Source organism: Undibacterium sp. GW821-FHT11H02 (genome assembly GCF_058808015.1).
Window position 1 is genome coordinate 406,845 of the sequence record NZ_JBXARG010000001.1, and the last position, 19,082, is coordinate 425,926.

The window sequence follows — 19,082 nt, forward strand, 5'->3', positions numbered from 1 at the left end:
CAAATTGCTTTACACGTAGTTGATCAACTCAAAACAAGCATCAGGAAGTCTGTTTCACGAATAGTAGTTTCAGAAGTACTTAAGCAAGTTTTTGAATCACACACACAAACATACCGGAGCCATCATGGAAACAATCGAAGCAAAACAAGAAGTCGCAGCAGCACCAGCCACAATCAAATTAGCCGACTTACCAAAAATCGGCACAGCATTTGCAGGCGGCATCTATGCCGGCATTATCGGCGGTACCGATAGCCAGCCCGACTACGCACTGATCCACGCCACAGTCGATTTTGAATTATTCAACATCAAATGGGCTGATGCCATCACACGTGCACAAGAGCCAATCAATGGCCTCGCAGATTGGTCATTACCTGATCGCCGCGAAGCACGTCTATTGACGATCAATACACCTGACAGTTTTGACGTTGACGACTGGTACTGGACTTCAGAGCAGCACGCGGACGACAGCGTCTGTGCATGGATGCAGTTCTTCGACAACGGCGACCAGAACAACTACCACAAGTCGTATGAGTGCAGAGCCCGTGCAGTCCGCAGATTATTAATCATTCAGTAATTCAATCATTTCAACCCACCATCGGGCGCAGCCCGAATGAATTTTTTTGTCATTTTTCGGAGCTAAGCATGTCAATCACCATAGACCAAATCAAAGAAGAACACGACAAAGTCGCACAAATGATTGCGACTTTTGAAGCGAATCAAAAGATCGCATCAGCCTACCCAATCACCCTCAATTTGCCACAGCTTAATGCGGGTGAAAAGTACGTGGGTGCAATCATCAGCGCAGACGGTACCAAGCGTGACCATATCATTCTGCTGCCTGACACCAAGGTTGATATCAACTGGAAAGATGCTATGGCGTGGGCAAAATCTATCGGTGGCGACCTGCCAAACCGCTGCGAATCTGCCTTGCTCTTTGCGACGATGAAAGACCAATTCGAGCCGCAGTGGCACTGGACAAATGAGCAGCACGCGGACGACAGCGACTATGCGTGGATGCAGAGCTTCGACAACGGCTACCAGAACGGCGGCCACAAGTCGAGTGAGTCCAGAGCCCGTGCAGTCCGCAGATTATCAGTTATTGAATAATTTAATCATTTCCTAACCTACCGCGGGCGAAGCCCGATTCGATTTTTTTGGAGTTTTCATGTCAAAAGCACTTTTTATGCAGCAAAACTTGCAGCCAGGTGAAGTCTACGCTGGCATCGTTCTCGGTCAAAACGGCGCAGGCGATCACCACTTGTTTTTACTTCCAGCAAAAACAGAACCACTCACATGGGACAAAGCCGTCGCTTGGGCTGAGAGCGTAGGCGGGTCACTGCCAACACGCCAAGAGCAAGCGATCCTTTACGGCAACCTCAAGCACGAATTCGAGCCACGCTGGCATTGGTCTTGCGAGCAGCACGCGGACTACAGCGACTATGCATGGATGCAGAACTTCGGCAACGGCAGCCAGTACAACGACCGCAAGTCGGATGAGTGCAGAGCCCGTGCAGTCCGCAGATTATTAATCATTGAGTAATTTAGTTATTTGATCGCAGCACCGGGCGAAGCCCGTAACGATTTTTTTAGCATGGCTATCCATACGCACTTACCGATTTACAAAGAAGCCTACGAGCTGTTGTCTCTGACGACGATTTTTACTAAGAATATGCCGAAAGACATTCGGAACAGTATTGGTGGTGAAATTCGACATCTATGCCTTCAGAGCGTGATTCTGATTGCGCGCGCCAATGCAGCGATTGACAAGTCCCTGCATCTAGCCTCGCTGCTTGAGCATATTCACACCGCAGAGATTTTATTTCGCTTGTCCAAAGACCAGCGCTATATGTCAACCGGTCAATATGCTAAAGCGATCGCAATCACTGATTCAATCGGCAAGCAAGCGAATGGATGGAAGAAACAAGCCGCCGCAGTAGCTGCGCCCGTTACAGAACCGTCAAGGCAGTTATGTCAGAGCGTTTTATTTTAATCTGGTCATGCCGCTTGGTTGCCACGTGCAGCCAACCGCCAAGCACACCACAGATACTGCCCGCCCATGCTGGCAAGTCTGGTGCAGTTTGCATCGTGATCGGCTCACGCCTTCGCCATGCCGACATAGATAGCATGAAATTACGCAGCACGCGGACAACAGCGACTATGCATGGATGCAGAACTTCAACAACGGCAACCAGAACAACAACCACAAGTCGAATGAGTACAGAGCCCGTGCAGTCCGCAGATAAGAACGATACTATGAGCAGCCACGCTAACTTTTCTTTTGAAGCCCTTGTGCAAGCGTATTTTGATTGCCGCAAGCACAAGCGCAACACCCCAAGCGCCCTCGCATTCGAGCAAAACTTAGAGCGCAATCTGATTGCACTCAACGAAGATTTAGCTGATGGCAGCTATCAGCCCGGCAAATCAATTTGCTTCGTCGTCACACGCCCAAAAGCCCGTGAAGTATGGGCCGCAGATTTCCGCGATCGCATTGTGCACCACCTGCTTTACAACCACATTGCACCGCGATTCTATGCCAGCATTATCCAAGACAGCTGCGCATGCATACCGGGGCGCGGGACACTCTACGCAGCCAATCGTTTAGAACACAAAATCCGCAGCGCTACGCAGAACTGGTCAAAGCCCTGCTTTTATCTTAAATGCGACTTAGCGAATTTCTTCGTCAGTATCGATAAGAGCATTTTGCAAGTACAGTTGGCCAAACGCATCACAGAACCATTCTGGCAGCAGCTAACCAACACGATTCTATGGCACGACCCGCGCACCAACTTTGAGCTGCGCGGCGCACAAGCACTGCAAAGCAAAGTGCCCGCACATAAGCAACTAATGAACCAGCCACAAAACAAAGGCCTACCGATTGGCAACCTATCGAGCCAGTTCTTTGCCAACGTCTACTTAGACGCACTGGACCAGTACGCCAAGCACCAGATCAAAGCTAAACACTATATCCGCTACGTTGACGACTTCCTGATCTTGCACGAATCAGCAGATTGGCTAAACGATACCCACGCCAAGATCAAAGCATGGCTACCAGCCAATCTCAATGCCAGGTTAAACGACAGCAAAACGATCTTGCAACCAGTGAGCCGCGGCGTGGATTTTGTTGGCCAAGTTATAAAACCATGGCACAACACCACACGCAAACACACAGTCAATGTCGCGATTGACCGCTGCAAACGTATCAACAAAGACGATTTTTACACGACTGCAAATAGCTATTTTGGTCTACTTGGGCAAGCAAACAGTAGCCATACACAACGCGCAAAGCTATCAAAGATAGCTTTGCTGCGCGGGCATTCAGTCAACAAAGAATTAACTAAGATCTATAGGAAATCAGCATGATGGACATAGAACAAATAATCAAAGGCTTTGAGCGCACACATATCACGATGGATCTGCGCCGCTACGCCGACAATACCTACATGGCTGATTTAACCGCCGATAAGTTCAATACCTATCGGACTGGATGGCTGGATGGGCAAGAAGCAATAGCGTCGGAGAGAGTGTATAAGATGCGCACCTACTGCCTTGCCTATACACATAATAAATGCGACTCATGCCAGCATCACACCAACTGGAAGAATCTAAACGAAATGCCAAATGTACAAAGACTGCATCTGCAAGAAGGCATGGAACGTATTAATTCAGACAAATGCCGCATGACCAATATGGGCGCTTATATTTCAGCACCAGAGGGAAAATAAGAGATGAACATTCAAGTAAAAAAAATCTATGTCGGGCTCGAAGAAGTCTCTGCCCTGATTGACCTTGGCACTTCAACCATCCAAAAACTGGTCACAAACGATGAGTTTCCAGCCCCGCGCATGCTGACTGGCCGTCGTGTTGCTTGGCTACTACGTGAAGTCGAAGACTGGGCAGAACAACGCCCAGTATCAGACCTACCACCACCGCCAAACACGGGAGCCAAGAAGCCTAAGTCGAAGCCGCCAGTTGCTCCAGGTGAGCTGCAAGCAGCGTGAGCCACTCGCGTTTTTCATTGTCATAGGTATGCCGGTTATAGGTGCTCTTGATCCCTTCCGGCATGTGGCCCAGCAGCGCTTCTGCAACTTCTTCGCGGCACCCCAAACGAGCAAGCAGTGTCCGCGCAGACCGCCTCAAATCATGCGGCGCCCATCGATCCATATCCAACACAGGCCGCTTGTCGCTTTCTAGCCTCTTCACATCTGGCCAGCGAATCCATACCTCAACCTGTATCACTTTTTGCTCAATAGGCTTATCAGGCCGACCGCGCTGAGGGAACAAATAGCCCGGTCCATAAGCAGCACAACGACGACGAATAATTTCTTCTGCACGCCCAACCAACGGCACGCGCTGATCAGTGGCTTTTTCATGCCGCGCATTTTTTATTTTTGCCTTTGGAATAACCCACCAAAGGCCATCAGCTTCTTCAAATATTTCACTTGAGTGGATTGCGCAAATTTCCGCACCGCGTGTACACGTCCACAAATACAGAGTAAGCGTATCAGCGCCCAACTTCGAATAATTTGGCAACCAGCGAATCACCTTGACCAACTCTTCATCTGATAAAAACCGCTTTGCCGTGCCGACGTTCTTCCCGCGAATCACTTTACCCTTGCTCTTGATTTTCCGATTCATGACCAGCCGCCACCAATTAGGCGTATCAGAAGGCAGACGCCCCGCATCGAGCGCGTAATCATATGCAGCGCCAAGCTCACGACGAATTACTGCACACTGCACAGGGATTTCCAAGTAAGACTCTAAAAACTCAAATGCTTGGGTGCGCGTCAGCTTCGCGGCTTGGATATCAGCAATATCATCAAGCATCGTGCTGAACATACGTCGAATTTCTTTTGCACCTTTTGGTGCGCGGTTGCGATCGATATGCCCGCGCAAATAATCATCACACAACTTGCGCACAGTGTACTCAGACGACGTCTTTTCGATGCGAAGTTGCTCAAGCTCTTTCTTTTCTTGCGCCCTAGCCGCGTGACGCTCTTTCGACGGATCTTTACCCAGCGCCCGAATGTCCCGCAACTGCGACCACTCATCAATAGCAGTTGAAATCGGCATCGATGGCCACTGCCCTATTTTGATTTGGCGCATCTTACTATCGACCGGACTTTTAAACCGATAGATCCACGACTTGCCAGCACTACTAGCGACAAGCCGTAGACCCAAACAGTCCTCTATGATAATGTGCTCGCCTATCGGCAGCAGCTTCGCTTTACGGGCATCGAATGACATAATGGCGGCGTAGGTTTTTAACCCGAAAAAGTAACTGCACCATTCTAGCGTAGGTTTTCAAAATCAGACAATGAAAAACTACGCCGTTTTGCAAGTGTAGATATGTTTTGATGAGTGATGGTAGGTTTCGCAAAAATAACAAGTCACATAAGTTTACTTATTACAATCAAACACTTAAACACAAATATTATAGTAATCAATCACTTATGAAACAGACAGAATCACAACACACCCCAATGATGAAGCAGTACCTTGGTATCAAAGCGGATTATCCCGATACTCTTGTGTTCTATCGCATGGGCGATTTTTATGAATTGTTTTTTGAAGATGCTGAAAAAGTTTCACGTATTTTAGGAATTACCTTAACACAGCGTGGCACTTCCAACGGTGCGCCAATTAAGATGGCAGGTGTTCCTTTTCATTCGATAGAACCCTACCTAGCTAAGCTGGTCAAGATCGGTGAATCCGCTGCGATTTGCGAACAGATTGGTGATCCTGCGACGAGCAAAGGTCCGGTCGAACGCAAAGTCATGCGCGTGATCACACCGGGGACATTGACCGATACTGACCTGTTACCAGAAAAAGCAGAACGCCCTCTTTTAGCGATGTGCCTGTTAAGCCAGCGCAAGACGGTCAACATCGGCTTAGCATGGTTATCATTAGCCAGTGGCGCTTTGAAATTAATGGAATTTAGCACCGATGAAAAATCCCTGCAAGCTCGTCTGCAACAAGAATTAGAACGTATCTCACCGGCTGAAGTTTTGGTTTCCGCTGGTGGCTTAATGCTGGAAGAATTTCGTCACGAATTACCGGGCAAATTTTCTGAAGTACCTGACTGGCATTTCGACCTCAAGCAAGGTCAAAAATCCTTGCAAGACCAGCTCGCAACTTCCACATTGACAGGCTTTGGCGTAGAGAATTTTGGCGCGGCTTTAGGTGCTGCTGGTGCACTTTTACGTTATGCAGAATCAACGCAAGGTCGCGGTTTAAAACACGTTAACTCGCTCAGCGTAGAGTCTGAAAACGAGTTTATTGGACTCGATACCGCCACCCGGCGCAATCTGGAATTAACCGAGACTTTGCGCGGTCAAGAATCACCGACTTTATTTTCACTACTTGATCATTGTCGTACTGCGATGGGATCTCGCTTATTGCGTCACTGGTTGCATCACGCCCGCCGTGAACAACAAATCGCCCGCAGTCGTCATCAGGCGATCGACGCATTATTGCAAGCCGATGCGACTACAGGCTTATCGAACACCTTGACCTCGATTCCTGACATAGAACGCATTACCACGCGTATCGCATTGCTCTCAGCACGCCCGCGCGATCTTGCGGCTTTACGCGATGGTGTTCAGCATCTAGGCACCGTTCGTACTTATGTGTCGATGTGCTTGAAAAATAATGAACCACAATTATTGGCGCAATCTCTGACTAATCTGGCGACGCCAAGTGAATGCTTAGATTTACTAGAACGTTCGCTGATGCCACAGCCTGCGACTATGGTGCGTGATGGTGGCGTGATCGCGAATGGTTTTGATGCAGAACTCGACGAGTTACGTTCGCTTTCAGAAAATGCCGGTCAATTTTTAATTGATTTGGAAACCTCAGAACGCGCCCGCACTGGCATTGCCAATTTGCGCGTTGAATACAATAAAGTGCATGGCTTCTACATTGAAGTCACCAACGGCCAGGCCGATAAAGTTCCCGACAACTACCGTCGTCGCCAAACGCTAAAAAATGCCGAACGCTATATCACGCCAGAGCTGAAAGCCTTTGAAGACAAAGCCTTGTCGGCGCAAGAACGTGCGCTCGTGCGTGAAAAAGTTTTATACGAAAAATTACTGCAAGATTTACTGCCCCACATACAAACCTTACAGACCATTGCTCATGCAATTGCTCAATTAGATGCCCTGGTGAGTCTAGCTGATCACGCGATGAAAAATAACTGGTGCGCACCGCAGTTAGTCAGCGAACCAACTTTAGATATTCTGCAAGGTCGCCATCCTGTGGTTGAAAATCAAATCGAACGCTTTATTGCGAATGATTGCCAGCTATCTTCCGAGCGCAAGTTACTACTGATTACGGGCCCGAACATGGGTGGTAAATCGACCTTCATGCGCCAAACTGCGCTGATCACTTTACTCGCTTATATCGGTAGTTACGTGCCAGCGACACAGGCGACAATAGGGCCGATTGATCGCATTTTCACACGTATCGGTGCAGCCGATGATTTGGCCGGTGGACGTTCTACTTTTATGGTGGAGATGACAGAATCCGCGGCGATTTTGCATGGTGCGACAGAAAATTCTTTAGTGTTGATGGATGAGGTTGGTCGCGGCACCTCGACCTTTGATGGCCTGGCATTAGCGTGGGCGATCGCGCGTCATTTAATCATGACATCAAAAAGTTACACCTTATTCGCAACTCATTATTTTGAATTGACGCAATTACCAGATATTCACCCTAGCGCAGAAAACGTACATCTGTCGGCGATTGAGCACAAAGAAAATATCGTGTTTTTACATGCGGTTCAAGCTGGCCCAGCATCGCAAAGTTATGGCTTACAAGTGGCGCAGTTGGCGGGTATTCCACAAGCGGTTATTCGTGCAGCGCGCAAACATTTAGCGGATTTAGAAGCGCAGTCTTTGCAAAGCACATCCCAGTTTGATTTATTTGCTAGTAACGTCAACACTGCGAGCGAGGAACCCGCTTTCGAGGCACAATCAACAGCGCAAGACTCCGCACTGCTAACCGCCATTGACGATATAGACCCTGATGTCATGTCGCCACGTGAAGCCCTAGATGCTCTGTATAGATTGAAAGCGATTGCTAAAGAAGTTTGATCTGTCTTATGAAAAAAAGCTTCTGTACCCAAATCGACAATTCACGATTTGACTACAGAAGCTCTTACAATTCCCTTGCGAATAGTGCGGGGTCTTAACTCAAGCTCAATGCAAAGGATAAGTACGGTATTCGCCGTCTTCATCATCTTCGTCATCATGATGACCATGCGCACCATGTACATGACCGTGCGCCACTTCTTCTTCTGTCGCTTCACGTACTTCAATCACATGTAATGTAAAACGTAAAGCGATGCCCGCTAATGGGTGATTGCCATCCAAAACCACTTTATCTTCAGCTATTTCGGTCACCGTGAAAATGACACTTTCTCCATCTTCGCTTTCCTCTGGCGTACCTTCGAACTGCATACCGACTTCGATGGGTGATGGCAGGCGCTTGCGATCTTCAATTTTCACCAATTCTGCATCGTATTCACCAAACGCGTCTTCAGGTTCAACCTGTATCGTTTCGTTGAATCCGACCTCTTTTCCATCCAAAGCTTCTTCTATCTTTGGCAAAGTGTTCTCGTAGCCACCGTGGAGATATACCATCGGTTCTTGTCCTTGTTCGATCAGATTGCCGAGCGTGTCAGACAAACTGTATTCGACCGTCACCACGGTATTTTTGGCAATTTTCATACTATTTCCTTAAAAATTTCAGTTCTTTTGTGCAGCAAGGTGCATTATACCCTCGTCAAGCATGCGACTATGATTTATCCTGCCTGAACTTTTTATTTCTCCTCTAGCAAAGCAGCACTATGAAAAAATCTCCCGCTCTCGCCCTACTTGGTGGCATTTCTCCTGAAGAATTTTTCGCCGAATACTGGCAAAAGAAACCACTTCTCATACGCCAGGCAATTCCAGGATTTAAAGCCTTATTTAGTCCAGAAGAATTATTCGAAATGGCTGGTCGAGATGATGTGGAATCAAGATTGATTTGTTTTTTTAATCAGCATTGGGAAATGAAAAATGGCCCTATAGACAAAATTCCCGTCAAAGAAAAAAAGGACTGGACCTTACTCGTGCAAGGCGTCAATTTGCACCACGCCAAAGCCGACGAATTATTGCGCCAATTCCGCTTTGCGCCAGACGCCCGTTTGGATGACTTAATGATCAGCTATGCCCGCGAAGGCGGTGGTGTTGGCCCACATTTTGATTCTTACGATGTGTTTTTATTACAGGCTCATGGCCAACGTCGTTGGCAGATCAGTGCGCAAAAAGATTTGAGCTTAATCGAAGGCATGCCTTTGAAAATTTTGCGTAACTTTAAATGTGAGCAGGAGTTCATTCTAGAACCCGGTGACATGCTCTATCTGCCGCCGCACTATGCTCATGATGGGGTTGCATTAGGCGAATGCATGACCTACTCAATAGGTTTCCGCTCACCGTCTTACCAAGAGCTTGGTGAAAGTTTCCTACAATTTATGGCGGATACCATAGAATTACCGGGTCGCTATGCCGACCCAGATCTTCAAGTAAGTAAAGCACCTGCAGAGCTAAGCGTAGCGATGTTGGAAAAAGTCGCAAATGAATTAGCTAAAATCACCTTCAATAAAGAAGATATGGCAATTTTTCTAGGTGAGTACTTAACCGAGCCCAAAGCTAGTGTATTTTTTGACTCACCGGAGAAGCCTCTAAGCCCGAAGAAATTCAGTCTGGCGGCTCTGAAACAAGGTGTATGCCTGTCCTTGAAAACACAAATGCTATATCAAGGTAAACATGTATTTATTAATGGCGAGTCTTTCAGTGCGGGCAAGGTCGATAAGCCTACATTGACCAAATTAGCGAATCAACGCTCATTGAGCGCTGACGACATTGCCAGCGCTTCAGATGACGTATTGGAAGCTTTCTGCATTTGGTACGAGGATGGTTGGTTAGAATTGGCGAAGAAATGAATGTTTTACTACATTAACGGGTCGAGTCTTCTTACCTTAAAAATCTTGTTTGATGCACAAACAACAGCAAAATAGGAAATTGCAGCTTAATTTAGGTGATTAGTTCATTTTTTTCAAAAAAAATGCTTGCAGGTATATTCGATTGACAGAAAAATCATTATAATTCGCGGTTAGGAAAGTTTCGAAGGACTTGCAAGATCTCTTTGATTTTTGTACCGACGGCCTAACCTATTGAGCGATAATTACCGGTAATTATTCATCGCAAGTTTGTTGTTTTTTTAGATCTATTTATTGAAAGTAAAAACATGAAAAAATCACTTTTGCTCGTTTCCTTGTTGGCAGTAGCTTTGGTAGCATGCGGTAAAAAAGAAGAAGCTCCAGCAGCTTCTACACCAGCAGTTGAAGCAGCTCCAGCATCTGTAGCAGCTCCAGCATCTGCACCAGCAGTTGAAGCAGCTCCAGCATCTGCAACAGCAGCTCCAGCTTCTGCACCAGCAGCTGAAGCAGCTCCAGCAGCAGCTTCTGCAGCAGCATCTAAGTAATTTTTATTACTTTTAAGAAAAACCGGTCTTTGACCGGTTTTTTTTCGCCCCAATTTTTGTAGCTACAATTTCGCGACCTCTCCACATATGGCGCAAACTGAATTCGGTGATTTCAAAAACAAAAGGCAAAAAAAACGGACCATGTGGTCCGTTTTTTTACAATTAAAACAACTTCACATCAACTTACTTGAGCTGCTCATTCAATACTGTGAGTATCTTATTTGCCACAGGACTAGAGGAAACCTTACCATCGTCACCATGCACCGTGACACGACTAGTCTCACCAGCATCACGCACCAAGATACGGAACTTCTCACCATCTTTCGCAGCATCACTAGAGCCCCATGAGAACAGTCGAGCAAAGAAGCCCTGACTAGCACCCTTAGTCTTTGCATCAATATCCTGATCAATGTAACGGACGAAATACAGACCTTTAGAACGATCCCTGTCTTCAATCGTAAAACCGATACGGTCTAACGCCAAACCAACACGACGCCATGAGCGATCGAATCCCTCATCTGTTTCCAAGTAACTCAAGTCATTCAAAGTTAACAATTTCGAACGAGGTGCTCCACTTGGTGCAGTAGCCGGAGATGTCGCAGCGATCGCCGTTTTCACCTTTGCTTCATCCGATCCCAAACGTAACATCAAACGCGACAAGAATTCTGCTTCTAATCCTGCATCATTCGCACGTGAAGTCCACGCCGCATTATCTTTTTGCAAACCAGTTAATACTTCTTGCGCGCCACGATGACTGATATAAACCTCAACATCACCATTAGCGGCACGCTCGACACGAGTGCGGAACTTATCGCGCTCACCGGTAGAATACAGGCCATCAAATACCTTACCTATGGTAGAACGGATAATATCCTGCGGGATTTTGCCGCGATTCTCGGCCCAATCTGTCTCCATCACACCGGTAGCTTCGTTTTCAACATTGATCAGAAAACCCTGCTCTTGCCAAAAATCCTTCAATTGAGGCCATAAAACTTCTGGTGCAAATTTCACCACCAAATAGCGTTGCGTACCATTGCGCTCAATTCGCATGTCTTTTAACTGACTTGGTGCCACCGCACCGTTTGCCGTTGCCACAGCGCCGCCTGCTCGTTTCGCAGCATAAGAAGATGCAGTTGCGCTACCCTGCTCAGCATCAGGAATCGCAAAACGACTATCACGGCGAATTTGGGTTAAATCGGGAGGTACATCGAGGGAAGTGGTTTTTGCCTTGCTTGCGCTTCTGTAATCAATACGATTTGAATCGGAGATATTACCCACGAAACTACAGCCAGCACTCAATCCCGCAGCGCCAATTACACCAGCCAATGCCAAAGCACGAACCATCTTTTTATTAGCAACAACGCTTTTTGCCATGTGAAAATCCCTACAAATTGTAATCAATTAAATATGCATGAAAGCACGAGCGCTACTCTCCAACCATGAACTAGCCATTAACTAGCCAAGTGCACTCGTCAAAAATTCTTATTGCAATACACCAGCTTCACGTAAAGCGGAACGAACAATATCATGATATTGGCTAGAAAGGCTAACCAAAGGCAAACGAATTCCCGTTGGCATCATGCCCATTTCTGCCAGAGCCCATTTGACAGGCACTGGATTTGGCTCAACGAATAACTTGGCATGTAAGGGAATCAGACGATTATTAATCTCAACTGCTTTGGCAATTTCACCTTTCATGGCAGAAGCACACAACTCATGCATAGCACGCGGTGCAACGTTGGCGGTGACGGAAATATTGCCTTTACCACCACAAAACATCAAAGCCATCGCGGTTGGATCATCACCCGAATACACGGCAAATGATTTCGGCACCATACGCAATAATTCAAGATCGCGACCTACATTACCACTGGCTTCTTTGATACCAATAATGCCCGGAACTTGCGCTAGCCGGGCAATAGTCTCATTCGACATATCGGCCACAGTACGGCCAGGTACGTTATACAAAATAATGGGAATATCAACGGATTCAGCAATTTTCTTGAAATGCTGATACATACCCTCTTGGGTAGGACGATTATAGTAAGGCACCACTTGCAAAGATGCATCGGCGCCAGCTTCTTTGGCAAACTTGGTCAATGCGATCGCTTCCACTGTGGAATTGCCGCCAGAACCCGCAATAATCGGTACGCGTTTATTGGTGTGCTCTACTGCGATACGAATTAATTCACAATGTTCTTCGACACTGACAGTTGGCGACTCGCCAGTGGTACCGACAATCACGATACCGTCTGTGCCTTCGGCGATGTGCCAGTCTATCAACTTGCGCAGCGTTGGAATATCGAGGCTGCCATCGGCATGCATAGGGGTCACAATCGCGACCAAACTTCCTTGTATCGTTGTCATCTTAGCGCGTGGAAAAAGTAAAGCCATTATTGTAGCGGATGTTACCTGCTATGGGAGAGAATCGAAGGTGGATTCGAGAAGAATCCTATACAAAATTCATCTAGACAGAAACTTGGCCGACTACAAACCTGGCAGGTGGAAAAATAAGTTGAAATATCAAACAAAATTATTGGTACTCGCAGAAAAATCGATGATTACTCATGCTTTATTCGCGCAAGCGTCGAATGCAGATCCTTTGAACGATTGCCTCCGTCGTCAGGTTGACATAAGTGTGTTCAAAAGCGAGACATTGCTGCCGCCAACCCACCGTTTCTGTGCAGACGAAGTGTTTCAGCAATTCATTCTCTTGCAGTAAAAAATCTGGATTACGTGGCCTCCCGTATTTCTCATTTCCGATCGCAAAAGTTTCATATATCAAAACACCTTGATCGGCTAGGGAAGACAAAATCCACGGCATTAAGGGGCGATGTAAATAATTGGTCACGATAATGCCAGCGAACCGCTCTGCCGCAAATGGCCACTTAAAACCTTCCTGCTCAAGATCGATGTTGAAACAAGTCGCGCCTAACTTCTCCAACGTGGCCAAAGAATCGACATCACGATCAAGCGCAAAAACATCGTAACCTGCACCGAGCAGCAAACGCGTATGTCGCCCTGCTCCACAGGCTAAGTCGAGTATTGGGCCCGTGGATTTCGAAATTTCTACAAGAAAGCGCTGCACCCACACTGAAGGATTACTGTTACTCATAAAAATTTACTTTAGCAGCAAAGTGAACGGGGTCAATACGAATTCCAAAATTAACTGAGCGATATTCATCAATGGGTACATCCAGAACTGCAAAATTTTGAAATAAACCAGTGCCATGACAATGAAAAAACCATAAGGCTCAATTTGGGCGAATTGATAGGCCTGCCTATGAGGCAGCAAACTTGTCAGGATACGTCCACCGTCCAGAGGAGGAATTGGAAACAAATTGAACGCAAACATCACCAGATTCGTCAACAATCCCGCTTGCGCCATACGATAGAAGAACTCGTGTTCGATTTTAAACGCGACTAACAATACCGCCAAAATCATCCATAAGAAAGCCATCAGAAAATTCGCTCCAGGCCCAGCTAACGACACCCAAGCCATATCGCGCTTAGGTTTACGCAAAGCGCCGAAATTGACTGGCACAGGCTTGGCATAACCAAACAAAAACTGACCTTCTGTTGCTATATATAAGACGATAGGAATAATAATCGTGCCAAACAAATCAATATGCACAATAGGATTCAAACTCATGCGTCCTTGACTATAGGCCGTCGTATCACCAAAATATTTTGCGGCATAAGCATGGGCTGCTTCATGCAAAGTAATCGCCAAAATGACCGGAATCGCATATACCGCGATGGTTTGTATCAATGCGTCCATGAGTTCAATTTATCCTTAGTTTTTATTCTTACAGCAAGCATCGCAACGACGCTTTATAAACCAAACAAAGCCGCGTCTCCACGTCCCAGACGAATCAACTCTGGCGTCTCTTGCGTCATATCGATGACCGTAGTTGGAATCAAACTACATGCACCGCCATCAATCACCAAATCGATTTGCTTTTCTAAGCGTGCACGGACTAATTCAGGATCAGTTAATGGTTCATCTTCATCTGGCAATATGAGGGTAGTTCCTAACAAAGGCTGCTTTAATTCTTCTAACAATGCGTGGGTAATTGGATTTTCTGGCACACGTAAACCTATAGTTTTACGCGATGGATGACTCAAACGGCGAGGCACTTCTTTAGTCGCTTCTAAAATAAAAGTATAGGCTCCTGGCGTTGCCGCCTTCAGCATACGAAACTGACGATTATCCACCTTGGCGTACTGCGCGATTTCAGATAAATCGCGACACAACAGGGTCAAATGATGTTTCTCGTCTACGCCACGGATACGACGCAAGCGAGCTACCGCATCCTTATCGTCGAGATGACATACCAAGGCATAACAAGAATCGGTCGGTAAAGCGACGATGCCGCCTTGATCAATAATTTGTACTGCTTGCTTGATCAATCGTAATTGCGGATTATCGGGGTGAATTTGAAAAAATTGGCTCATAAATAAAGTGGGCAAATGTGACAACGGAGGCTGAGCCTCCGTTGATGATCTTACTAATAGTCAGTTTATCTCAATTGTTGAAGAGCGGCGATACGCTGCGCCATAGGTGGATGGGTGGAAAATAATTCAGCCCAACCTGGTTTATCACTAATGCCAACCGCCGCCATCGATTGTGGCAATTCGCCAGGAGCCATACCACCCAAGCGGGCTAAGGCATTAATCATAGGCTGGCGATCACCCAATAATTTCGCTGCGCCAGCATCGGCACGGAATTCACGTTGACGAGAGAACCAGGCAACTATCAAAGAGGCACCAATACCAAACAAAATCTGAAACACAAATGATGCAATATGAAAACCAATTCCTGGAGTATGATTTTCATCATTTTTTGACAAGAAGCTATCAACTGCGTAGGCAGCAATACGCGACAAGAATACGACAAAGGTATTGACCACACCCTGAATCAAAGTCATGGTAACCATGTCGCCGTTTGCAATATGAGCGACTTCATGTCCCAATACTGCTTCAACTTCTTCCTTCGTCATGCTTTCCAATAAGCCGGTTGACACAGCAACAAGAGCAGAATTTTTAAATGCACCAGTGGCAAAGGCGTTTGCCTCACCGTTATATACGGCAACTTCCGGCATCGCGATACCAGCACGCTCAGACAAAGTTTTAACCGTACTGACTAACCAAAATTCTGTAGATGAAGATGGATTATCGATCACACGGGCGCCAGTCGACCACTTTGCCATAGGCTTACTGATCAGCAAAGAAAAAATAGAGCCCGTAAAACCAACTACCAGTGAAAACACAGCTAAGGCGCCCAGATTCAAACCTTTTGCCGTCAAATAATTATTCACACCCAACGTGGACAAAATGACGGTCATTACCAACATGACGGCAATATTGGTCGCTAAAAATAAGACGATACGTTTCATATTCAATTCTCCAAAACCTAAGCAAAAACACGGACTACTAGGGACTATGCATGATGCAATATGGGTGTCTTCACCCTAATTTCAAGTGCCATTCACATTGCAGAATCATGTCTAAATCACTTGATCCAGCTATGCCAGACCGGTGTTAAATTCTTTGCCAATGCAGGCAATTGCCCGAGGTCGGGCAAATTCTCATCAGGCGCATGAAAATCCGAACCGCGTGAAGCCATAAATCCATAGCGATTGGCGATTTTGGCGTACTCATCGTATTGATCGACGGTATGACTACCAGTCACCACTTCTATCGCCTCTCCACCGAGACTTTTAAATTCATTAAAGAAAGCGTCGAAAGCCAAAGGCGTTAAATCATAACGTCCGGGATGCGCAACCACCGCAATTCCCCCAGCTCCCCGAATCCAACCGACAGCTTCAGACAAACTCGCCCAACGATGGGGCACAAAACCCGGTTTCCCGTCCGCCAAATAAGATTTAAAGACTGCCGAAACATCTTCGCATACGCCAATCTCGACTAAGTAACGCGCAAAGTGAGAGCGAGAGATCAGGTCAGGGTTTCCCACATATTTTAATGCGCCCGCATAGCAATTCGGAATCCCGACTCGAGCCAAATCTGCAGCCATATCTTCGGCACGGCGCTGACGCCCAGATCGGGTTTGAACCAAACCCGCCAACAAATCGGGGTTAGTTTCATCTATATTCAGGCCAACGATATGGATGGTCTTATTCGCCCAAGTAACAGAAATCTCCAATCCAGTCACATATACCATACCCAAATCGCTTGCAGCTTCACGTGCTGCGGTAATGCCGCCAACTTCATCGTGATCCGTTAATGCCCAAACATCGACGCCTTGGGCATGCGCGCGTTGCGCGACCGCAGCTGGCGTTAAGACACCATCAGAAACCGTAGAGTGGCAATGCAGATCAACATTGAGGCCTAAACGTGGATCGATACTTAAGACTTGGGCAGACATGATAAGACCAGATTCAAACGATAAGAGTAAACATTGTACTCCTGCCCAGCATGCTTTGCCGCATTGCGGCAATTATGTCGTTAAAGTCTAGTCTGAAATTTGCTTTAAGGCGTCTGCAACAGTCGGAAACATCAATCTTGCTCCCAATTCGACTTTAATCCTTTGATTTAGCAGACGTCGCGACTCTGACATAAAGGACAACAGCATAGCTGACACTTGCTTTTCTAACTCGACACGCGGCAAGCGTGGTGCGCGCGGCAAGTGAAAGCGATCGGCAACCTGGTCAAAATAATCGGCCATTTTCAAATCACTATCATCCACCGCATGATAAACACGATTCGGGCGCGCCCGAAACATTGCCAATTTGATCAAGCGGGCAAGGTCTTCTGCGTGTATATGATTGGTATAGACGTCATCCGCTTCTATTAAGGCGGGTGTCGCCTTACGTAAACGTTCAATTGGCAAACGATCTGCTGCATAAATCCCAGGCACACGCAAAATGGATAATTGCCCCCCTCGTCTCTTCGCCCAGGCTCGCAATAACGTTTCCGCCGAGACCCGCCGTTTAGCTCTCGCGTTATTCGGATTTAGGGATTGGGTTTCATCAAACTGCGCACCACGACAATCCCCATACACGCCGGTCGTGCTGATATAAACAAGATGGGCCTTCTCAGGTAAAATAGCGGCTAAATGCTGCGTTCTGACATCAATTTCACCGTCACTACGTGGCGGCGCCAGGTGCACAATAAAGTTTGCAAGTCCCGCCAATCGTTTGACAGTATCGGCTTGATCCAAATCAGCGAACACAGGAACTGCACCCGCAGCGCGCAGCTTTGCAAAGCGCTCAGAAGCAGCTCCTTGACTAGTTACAGCAAACACCCGAAAGCGATCAACCAGATGGGGTAGCAGACGCATGCCGACATCGCCACAACCAATAATCAGGCATCGAGGCTTTGCAAATTTGGTATGAATAACTAATTCAGAAATGCTTTGCCGCATAGGTTTTTTATTTTATTTAAGTTTTTAAAATTCAGGAATCGTATGACGTTTCAAGTAACAATCTCACCGAGCGGTCGCCAATTTAATTGCGATAGTGATGAAACCGTATTAGCGGCAGCCTTACGCGCGGGACTCATTTTGCCATACGGCTGCAAGAATGGTGCATGCGGATCATGCAAGGGCAAAGTCAGCACAGGTCAAGTTGTGCACGGCAATCATCAGCAAAAAGCCCTTAGCGACGAAGAAGAAGCGCAAGGCGGCGCTTTATTCTGCTGCGCAAAACCGCAAACCGATCTCACTATCGAAGCCCGCGAAATGTTGGCGGACGATGACTATCCAATCAAGAAACTTCCTAGTCGTATCGCTAAATTGGAAAAATTATCCGATGACGTGATGCTAATTGAGTTGCAATTACCTGCCAACGAAAAACTCAATTACCGTGCTGGACAATATATCGAATTTCTTTTAAGAGATGGAAAACGCCGTAGCTATAGTCTAGCGAACGCTCCCCATATCGAAGGCCCTCTGAGCTTGCATATCCGTCATATGCCAGGTGGCTATTTCACAGATCAGGTTTTTTCTACTGTCAAAGAACGCGACATCATGCGTTTTGAAGGACCACAAGGTAGTTTTTATCTGCGTGAAGACTCAGATAAACCTATGATTTTGCTAGCATCTGGTACGGGTTTTGCGCCAATCAAGGCCATCGTTGAGCATTTAATCCATATCGAGTCTAAACGCCCTGTCCATTTATATTGGGGTGGCCGTCGACCACAAGACCTCTATATGGATGCTTTGTGTAAAAAATGGACTCATGAGCTAGTGGGTTTTCAGTACACACCAGTAATTTCCGATGCAATGATTGAAGACAATTGGAAAGGTCGCACCGGTTTCGTTCATCAAGCGGTAGTCGATGATTACGCAGATTTATCGTCGTATCAAGTTTATGCTTGCGGCGCCCCGATTGTAGTGGAGTCAGCAAAACGCGATTTTGTGGCTAAGTCTCGATTAGCGGCAGATGATTTTTTTGCGGACTCGTTCACATCCGAAGCAGATTTATCAAAAAATTAATTTATTTAAATCGATGAAATTATTTTTCATTTTTTTTGATTTTTTTCAGTATTGCAGTGCGCAAAACTGCAAAAAAACCGTTACACTACGCGCATGATAA

At 46.6% G+C, this 19,082-nt stretch carries 21 protein-coding genes; 10 read left to right on the plus strand and 11 right to left on the minus strand.

Annotated elements, in window-relative coordinates; translation table 11 throughout:
* The first annotated feature begins 124 nt into the window (after nt 1-124).
* From AC1RR2_RS01845 to AC1RR2_RS01875, 7 genes are all read left to right on the plus strand, one after another.
* Nucleotides 125-574: an Lcl C-terminal domain-containing protein gene (locus tag AC1RR2_RS01845; protein WP_493220595.1), complete on the plus strand. Its 450-nt coding sequence runs from the start codon at nt 125-127 to the stop codon at nt 572-574.
* Between the two features lie 68 nt (nt 575-642).
* The gene (locus AC1RR2_RS01850; RefSeq protein ID WP_493220596.1) at nt 643-1,107 is read left to right on the plus strand and encodes an Lcl C-terminal domain-containing protein; all 465 of its coding nucleotides are present in this window, start codon (nt 643-645) and stop codon (nt 1,105-1,107) included.
* A gap of 58 nt (nt 1,108-1,165) precedes the next feature.
* Nucleotides 1,166-1,540: an Lcl C-terminal domain-containing protein gene (locus tag AC1RR2_RS01855; protein WP_493220597.1), complete on the plus strand. Its 375-nt coding sequence runs from the start codon at nt 1,166-1,168 to the stop codon at nt 1,538-1,540.
* 51 nt (nt 1,541-1,591) lie between these two features.
* The gene (locus tag AC1RR2_RS01860; RefSeq protein ID WP_493220598.1) at nt 1,592-1,990 is read left to right on the plus strand and encodes a four helix bundle protein; all 399 of its coding nucleotides are present in this window, start codon (nt 1,592-1,594) and stop codon (nt 1,988-1,990) included.
* 263 nt (nt 1,991-2,253) lie between these two features.
* Nucleotides 2,254-3,360: an RNA-directed DNA polymerase gene (locus AC1RR2_RS01865; protein ID WP_493220599.1), complete on the plus strand. Its 1,107-nt coding sequence runs from the start codon at nt 2,254-2,256 to the stop codon at nt 3,358-3,360.
* Complete coding sequence (locus AC1RR2_RS01870; RefSeq protein WP_493220600.1) at nt 3,357-3,722, plus strand: hypothetical protein; 366 nt, start codon at nt 3,357-3,359, stop codon at nt 3,720-3,722. The genes AC1RR2_RS01865 and AC1RR2_RS01870 overlap by 4 nt, the downstream gene beginning before the upstream one ends.
* A gap of 3 nt (nt 3,723-3,725) precedes the next feature.
* Complete coding sequence (locus AC1RR2_RS01875; protein ID WP_493220601.1) at nt 3,726-3,998, plus strand: helix-turn-helix transcriptional regulator; 273 nt, start codon at nt 3,726-3,728, stop codon at nt 3,996-3,998.
* On the opposite strand, the gene AC1RR2_RS01880 is transcribed toward AC1RR2_RS01875, so the two are convergent.
* Entirely contained in the window at nt 3,952-5,244 is a 1,293-nt protein-coding gene (locus tag AC1RR2_RS01880; protein ID WP_493220602.1) for a tyrosine-type recombinase/integrase, read from the minus strand. The two genes, AC1RR2_RS01875 and AC1RR2_RS01880, sit on opposite strands and share 47 nt — an antisense overlap.
* Before the next feature lie 206 nt (nt 5,245-5,450).
* On the opposite strand from AC1RR2_RS01880, the gene mutS reads away from it, so the two are divergent.
* Nucleotides 5,451-8,090 carry a DNA mismatch repair protein MutS gene (gene mutS, locus AC1RR2_RS01885; protein ID WP_493220603.1) on the plus strand — a complete coding sequence of 880 codons (2,640 nt, stop codon included), beginning with the start codon at nt 5,451-5,453 and terminating at the stop codon, nt 8,088-8,090.
* Between the two features lie 105 nt (nt 8,091-8,195).
* Here the strand turns inward: mutS and AC1RR2_RS01890 are convergent, their stop codons facing one another.
* Complete coding sequence (locus AC1RR2_RS01890) at nt 8,196-8,726, minus strand: FKBP-type peptidyl-prolyl cis-trans isomerase (RefSeq protein ID WP_493220604.1); 531 nt, start codon at nt 8,724-8,726, stop codon at nt 8,196-8,198.
* Nucleotides 8,727-8,845: 119 nt separating this feature from the next.
* On the opposite strand from AC1RR2_RS01890, the gene AC1RR2_RS01895 reads away from it, so the two are divergent.
* Nucleotides 8,846-9,982: a JmjC domain-containing protein gene (locus AC1RR2_RS01895; RefSeq protein ID WP_493220605.1), complete on the plus strand. Its 1,137-nt coding sequence runs from the start codon at nt 8,846-8,848 to the stop codon at nt 9,980-9,982.
* Between the two features lie 256 nt (nt 9,983-10,238).
* Here the strand turns inward: AC1RR2_RS01895 and AC1RR2_RS01900 are convergent, their stop codons facing one another.
* The 9 genes from AC1RR2_RS01900 to AC1RR2_RS01940 form a co-directional block, all read right to left on the minus strand.
* Nucleotides 10,239-10,577: a hypothetical protein gene (locus tag AC1RR2_RS01900; RefSeq protein WP_493220606.1), complete on the minus strand. Its 339-nt coding sequence runs from the start codon at nt 10,575-10,577 to the stop codon at nt 10,239-10,241.
* A gap of 130 nt (nt 10,578-10,707) precedes the next feature.
* Complete coding sequence (gene bamC, locus AC1RR2_RS01905; RefSeq protein ID WP_493220607.1) at nt 10,708-11,898, minus strand: NlpB/DapX family lipoprotein; 1,191 nt, start codon at nt 11,896-11,898, stop codon at nt 10,708-10,710.
* Nucleotides 11,899-12,006: 108 nt separating this feature from the next.
* Nucleotides 12,007-12,918, minus strand: coding sequence for a 4-hydroxy-tetrahydrodipicolinate synthase (dapA, locus tag AC1RR2_RS01910; protein ID WP_493220608.1), 912 nt, complete (start codon nt 12,916-12,918; stop codon nt 12,007-12,009).
* A 178-nt stretch (nt 12,919-13,096) separates the two neighbouring features.
* A complete protein-coding gene (locus tag AC1RR2_RS01915) occupies nt 13,097-13,639 on the minus strand; it encodes a class I SAM-dependent methyltransferase (RefSeq protein ID WP_493220609.1) in 543 nt (180 codons plus the stop codon).
* A 6-nt stretch (nt 13,640-13,645) separates the two neighbouring features.
* Nucleotides 13,646-14,305: a site-2 protease family protein gene (locus tag AC1RR2_RS01920; protein WP_493220610.1), complete on the minus strand. Its 660-nt coding sequence runs from the start codon at nt 14,303-14,305 to the stop codon at nt 13,646-13,648.
* Nucleotides 14,306-14,358: 53 nt separating this feature from the next.
* The gene (locus AC1RR2_RS01925) at nt 14,359-14,982 is read right to left on the minus strand and encodes an L-threonylcarbamoyladenylate synthase (RefSeq protein ID WP_493220611.1); all 624 of its coding nucleotides are present in this window, start codon (nt 14,980-14,982) and stop codon (nt 14,359-14,361) included.
* A gap of 65 nt (nt 14,983-15,047) precedes the next feature.
* Nucleotides 15,048-15,923, minus strand: coding sequence for a protease HtpX (htpX, locus tag AC1RR2_RS01930; protein ID WP_493220612.1), 876 nt, complete (start codon nt 15,921-15,923; stop codon nt 15,048-15,050).
* Nucleotides 15,924-16,039: 116 nt separating this feature from the next.
* Nucleotides 16,040-16,912, minus strand: coding sequence for a 3',5'-nucleoside bisphosphate phosphatase (locus AC1RR2_RS01935; RefSeq protein WP_493220613.1), 873 nt, complete (start codon nt 16,910-16,912; stop codon nt 16,040-16,042).
* An 87-nt stretch (nt 16,913-16,999) separates the two neighbouring features.
* Nucleotides 17,000-17,911, minus strand: coding sequence for an NAD-dependent epimerase/dehydratase family protein (locus tag AC1RR2_RS01940; protein ID WP_493220614.1), 912 nt, complete (start codon nt 17,909-17,911; stop codon nt 17,000-17,002).
* Between the two features lie 42 nt (nt 17,912-17,953).
* On the opposite strand from AC1RR2_RS01940, the gene AC1RR2_RS01945 reads away from it, so the two are divergent.
* On the plus strand, nt 17,954-18,982 hold the full coding sequence (locus AC1RR2_RS01945) for a CDP-6-deoxy-delta-3,4-glucoseen reductase (RefSeq protein WP_493220615.1): 1,029 nt from the start codon (nt 17,954-17,956) through the stop codon (nt 18,980-18,982).
* Nucleotides 18,983-19,082: the final 100 nt, after the last annotated feature.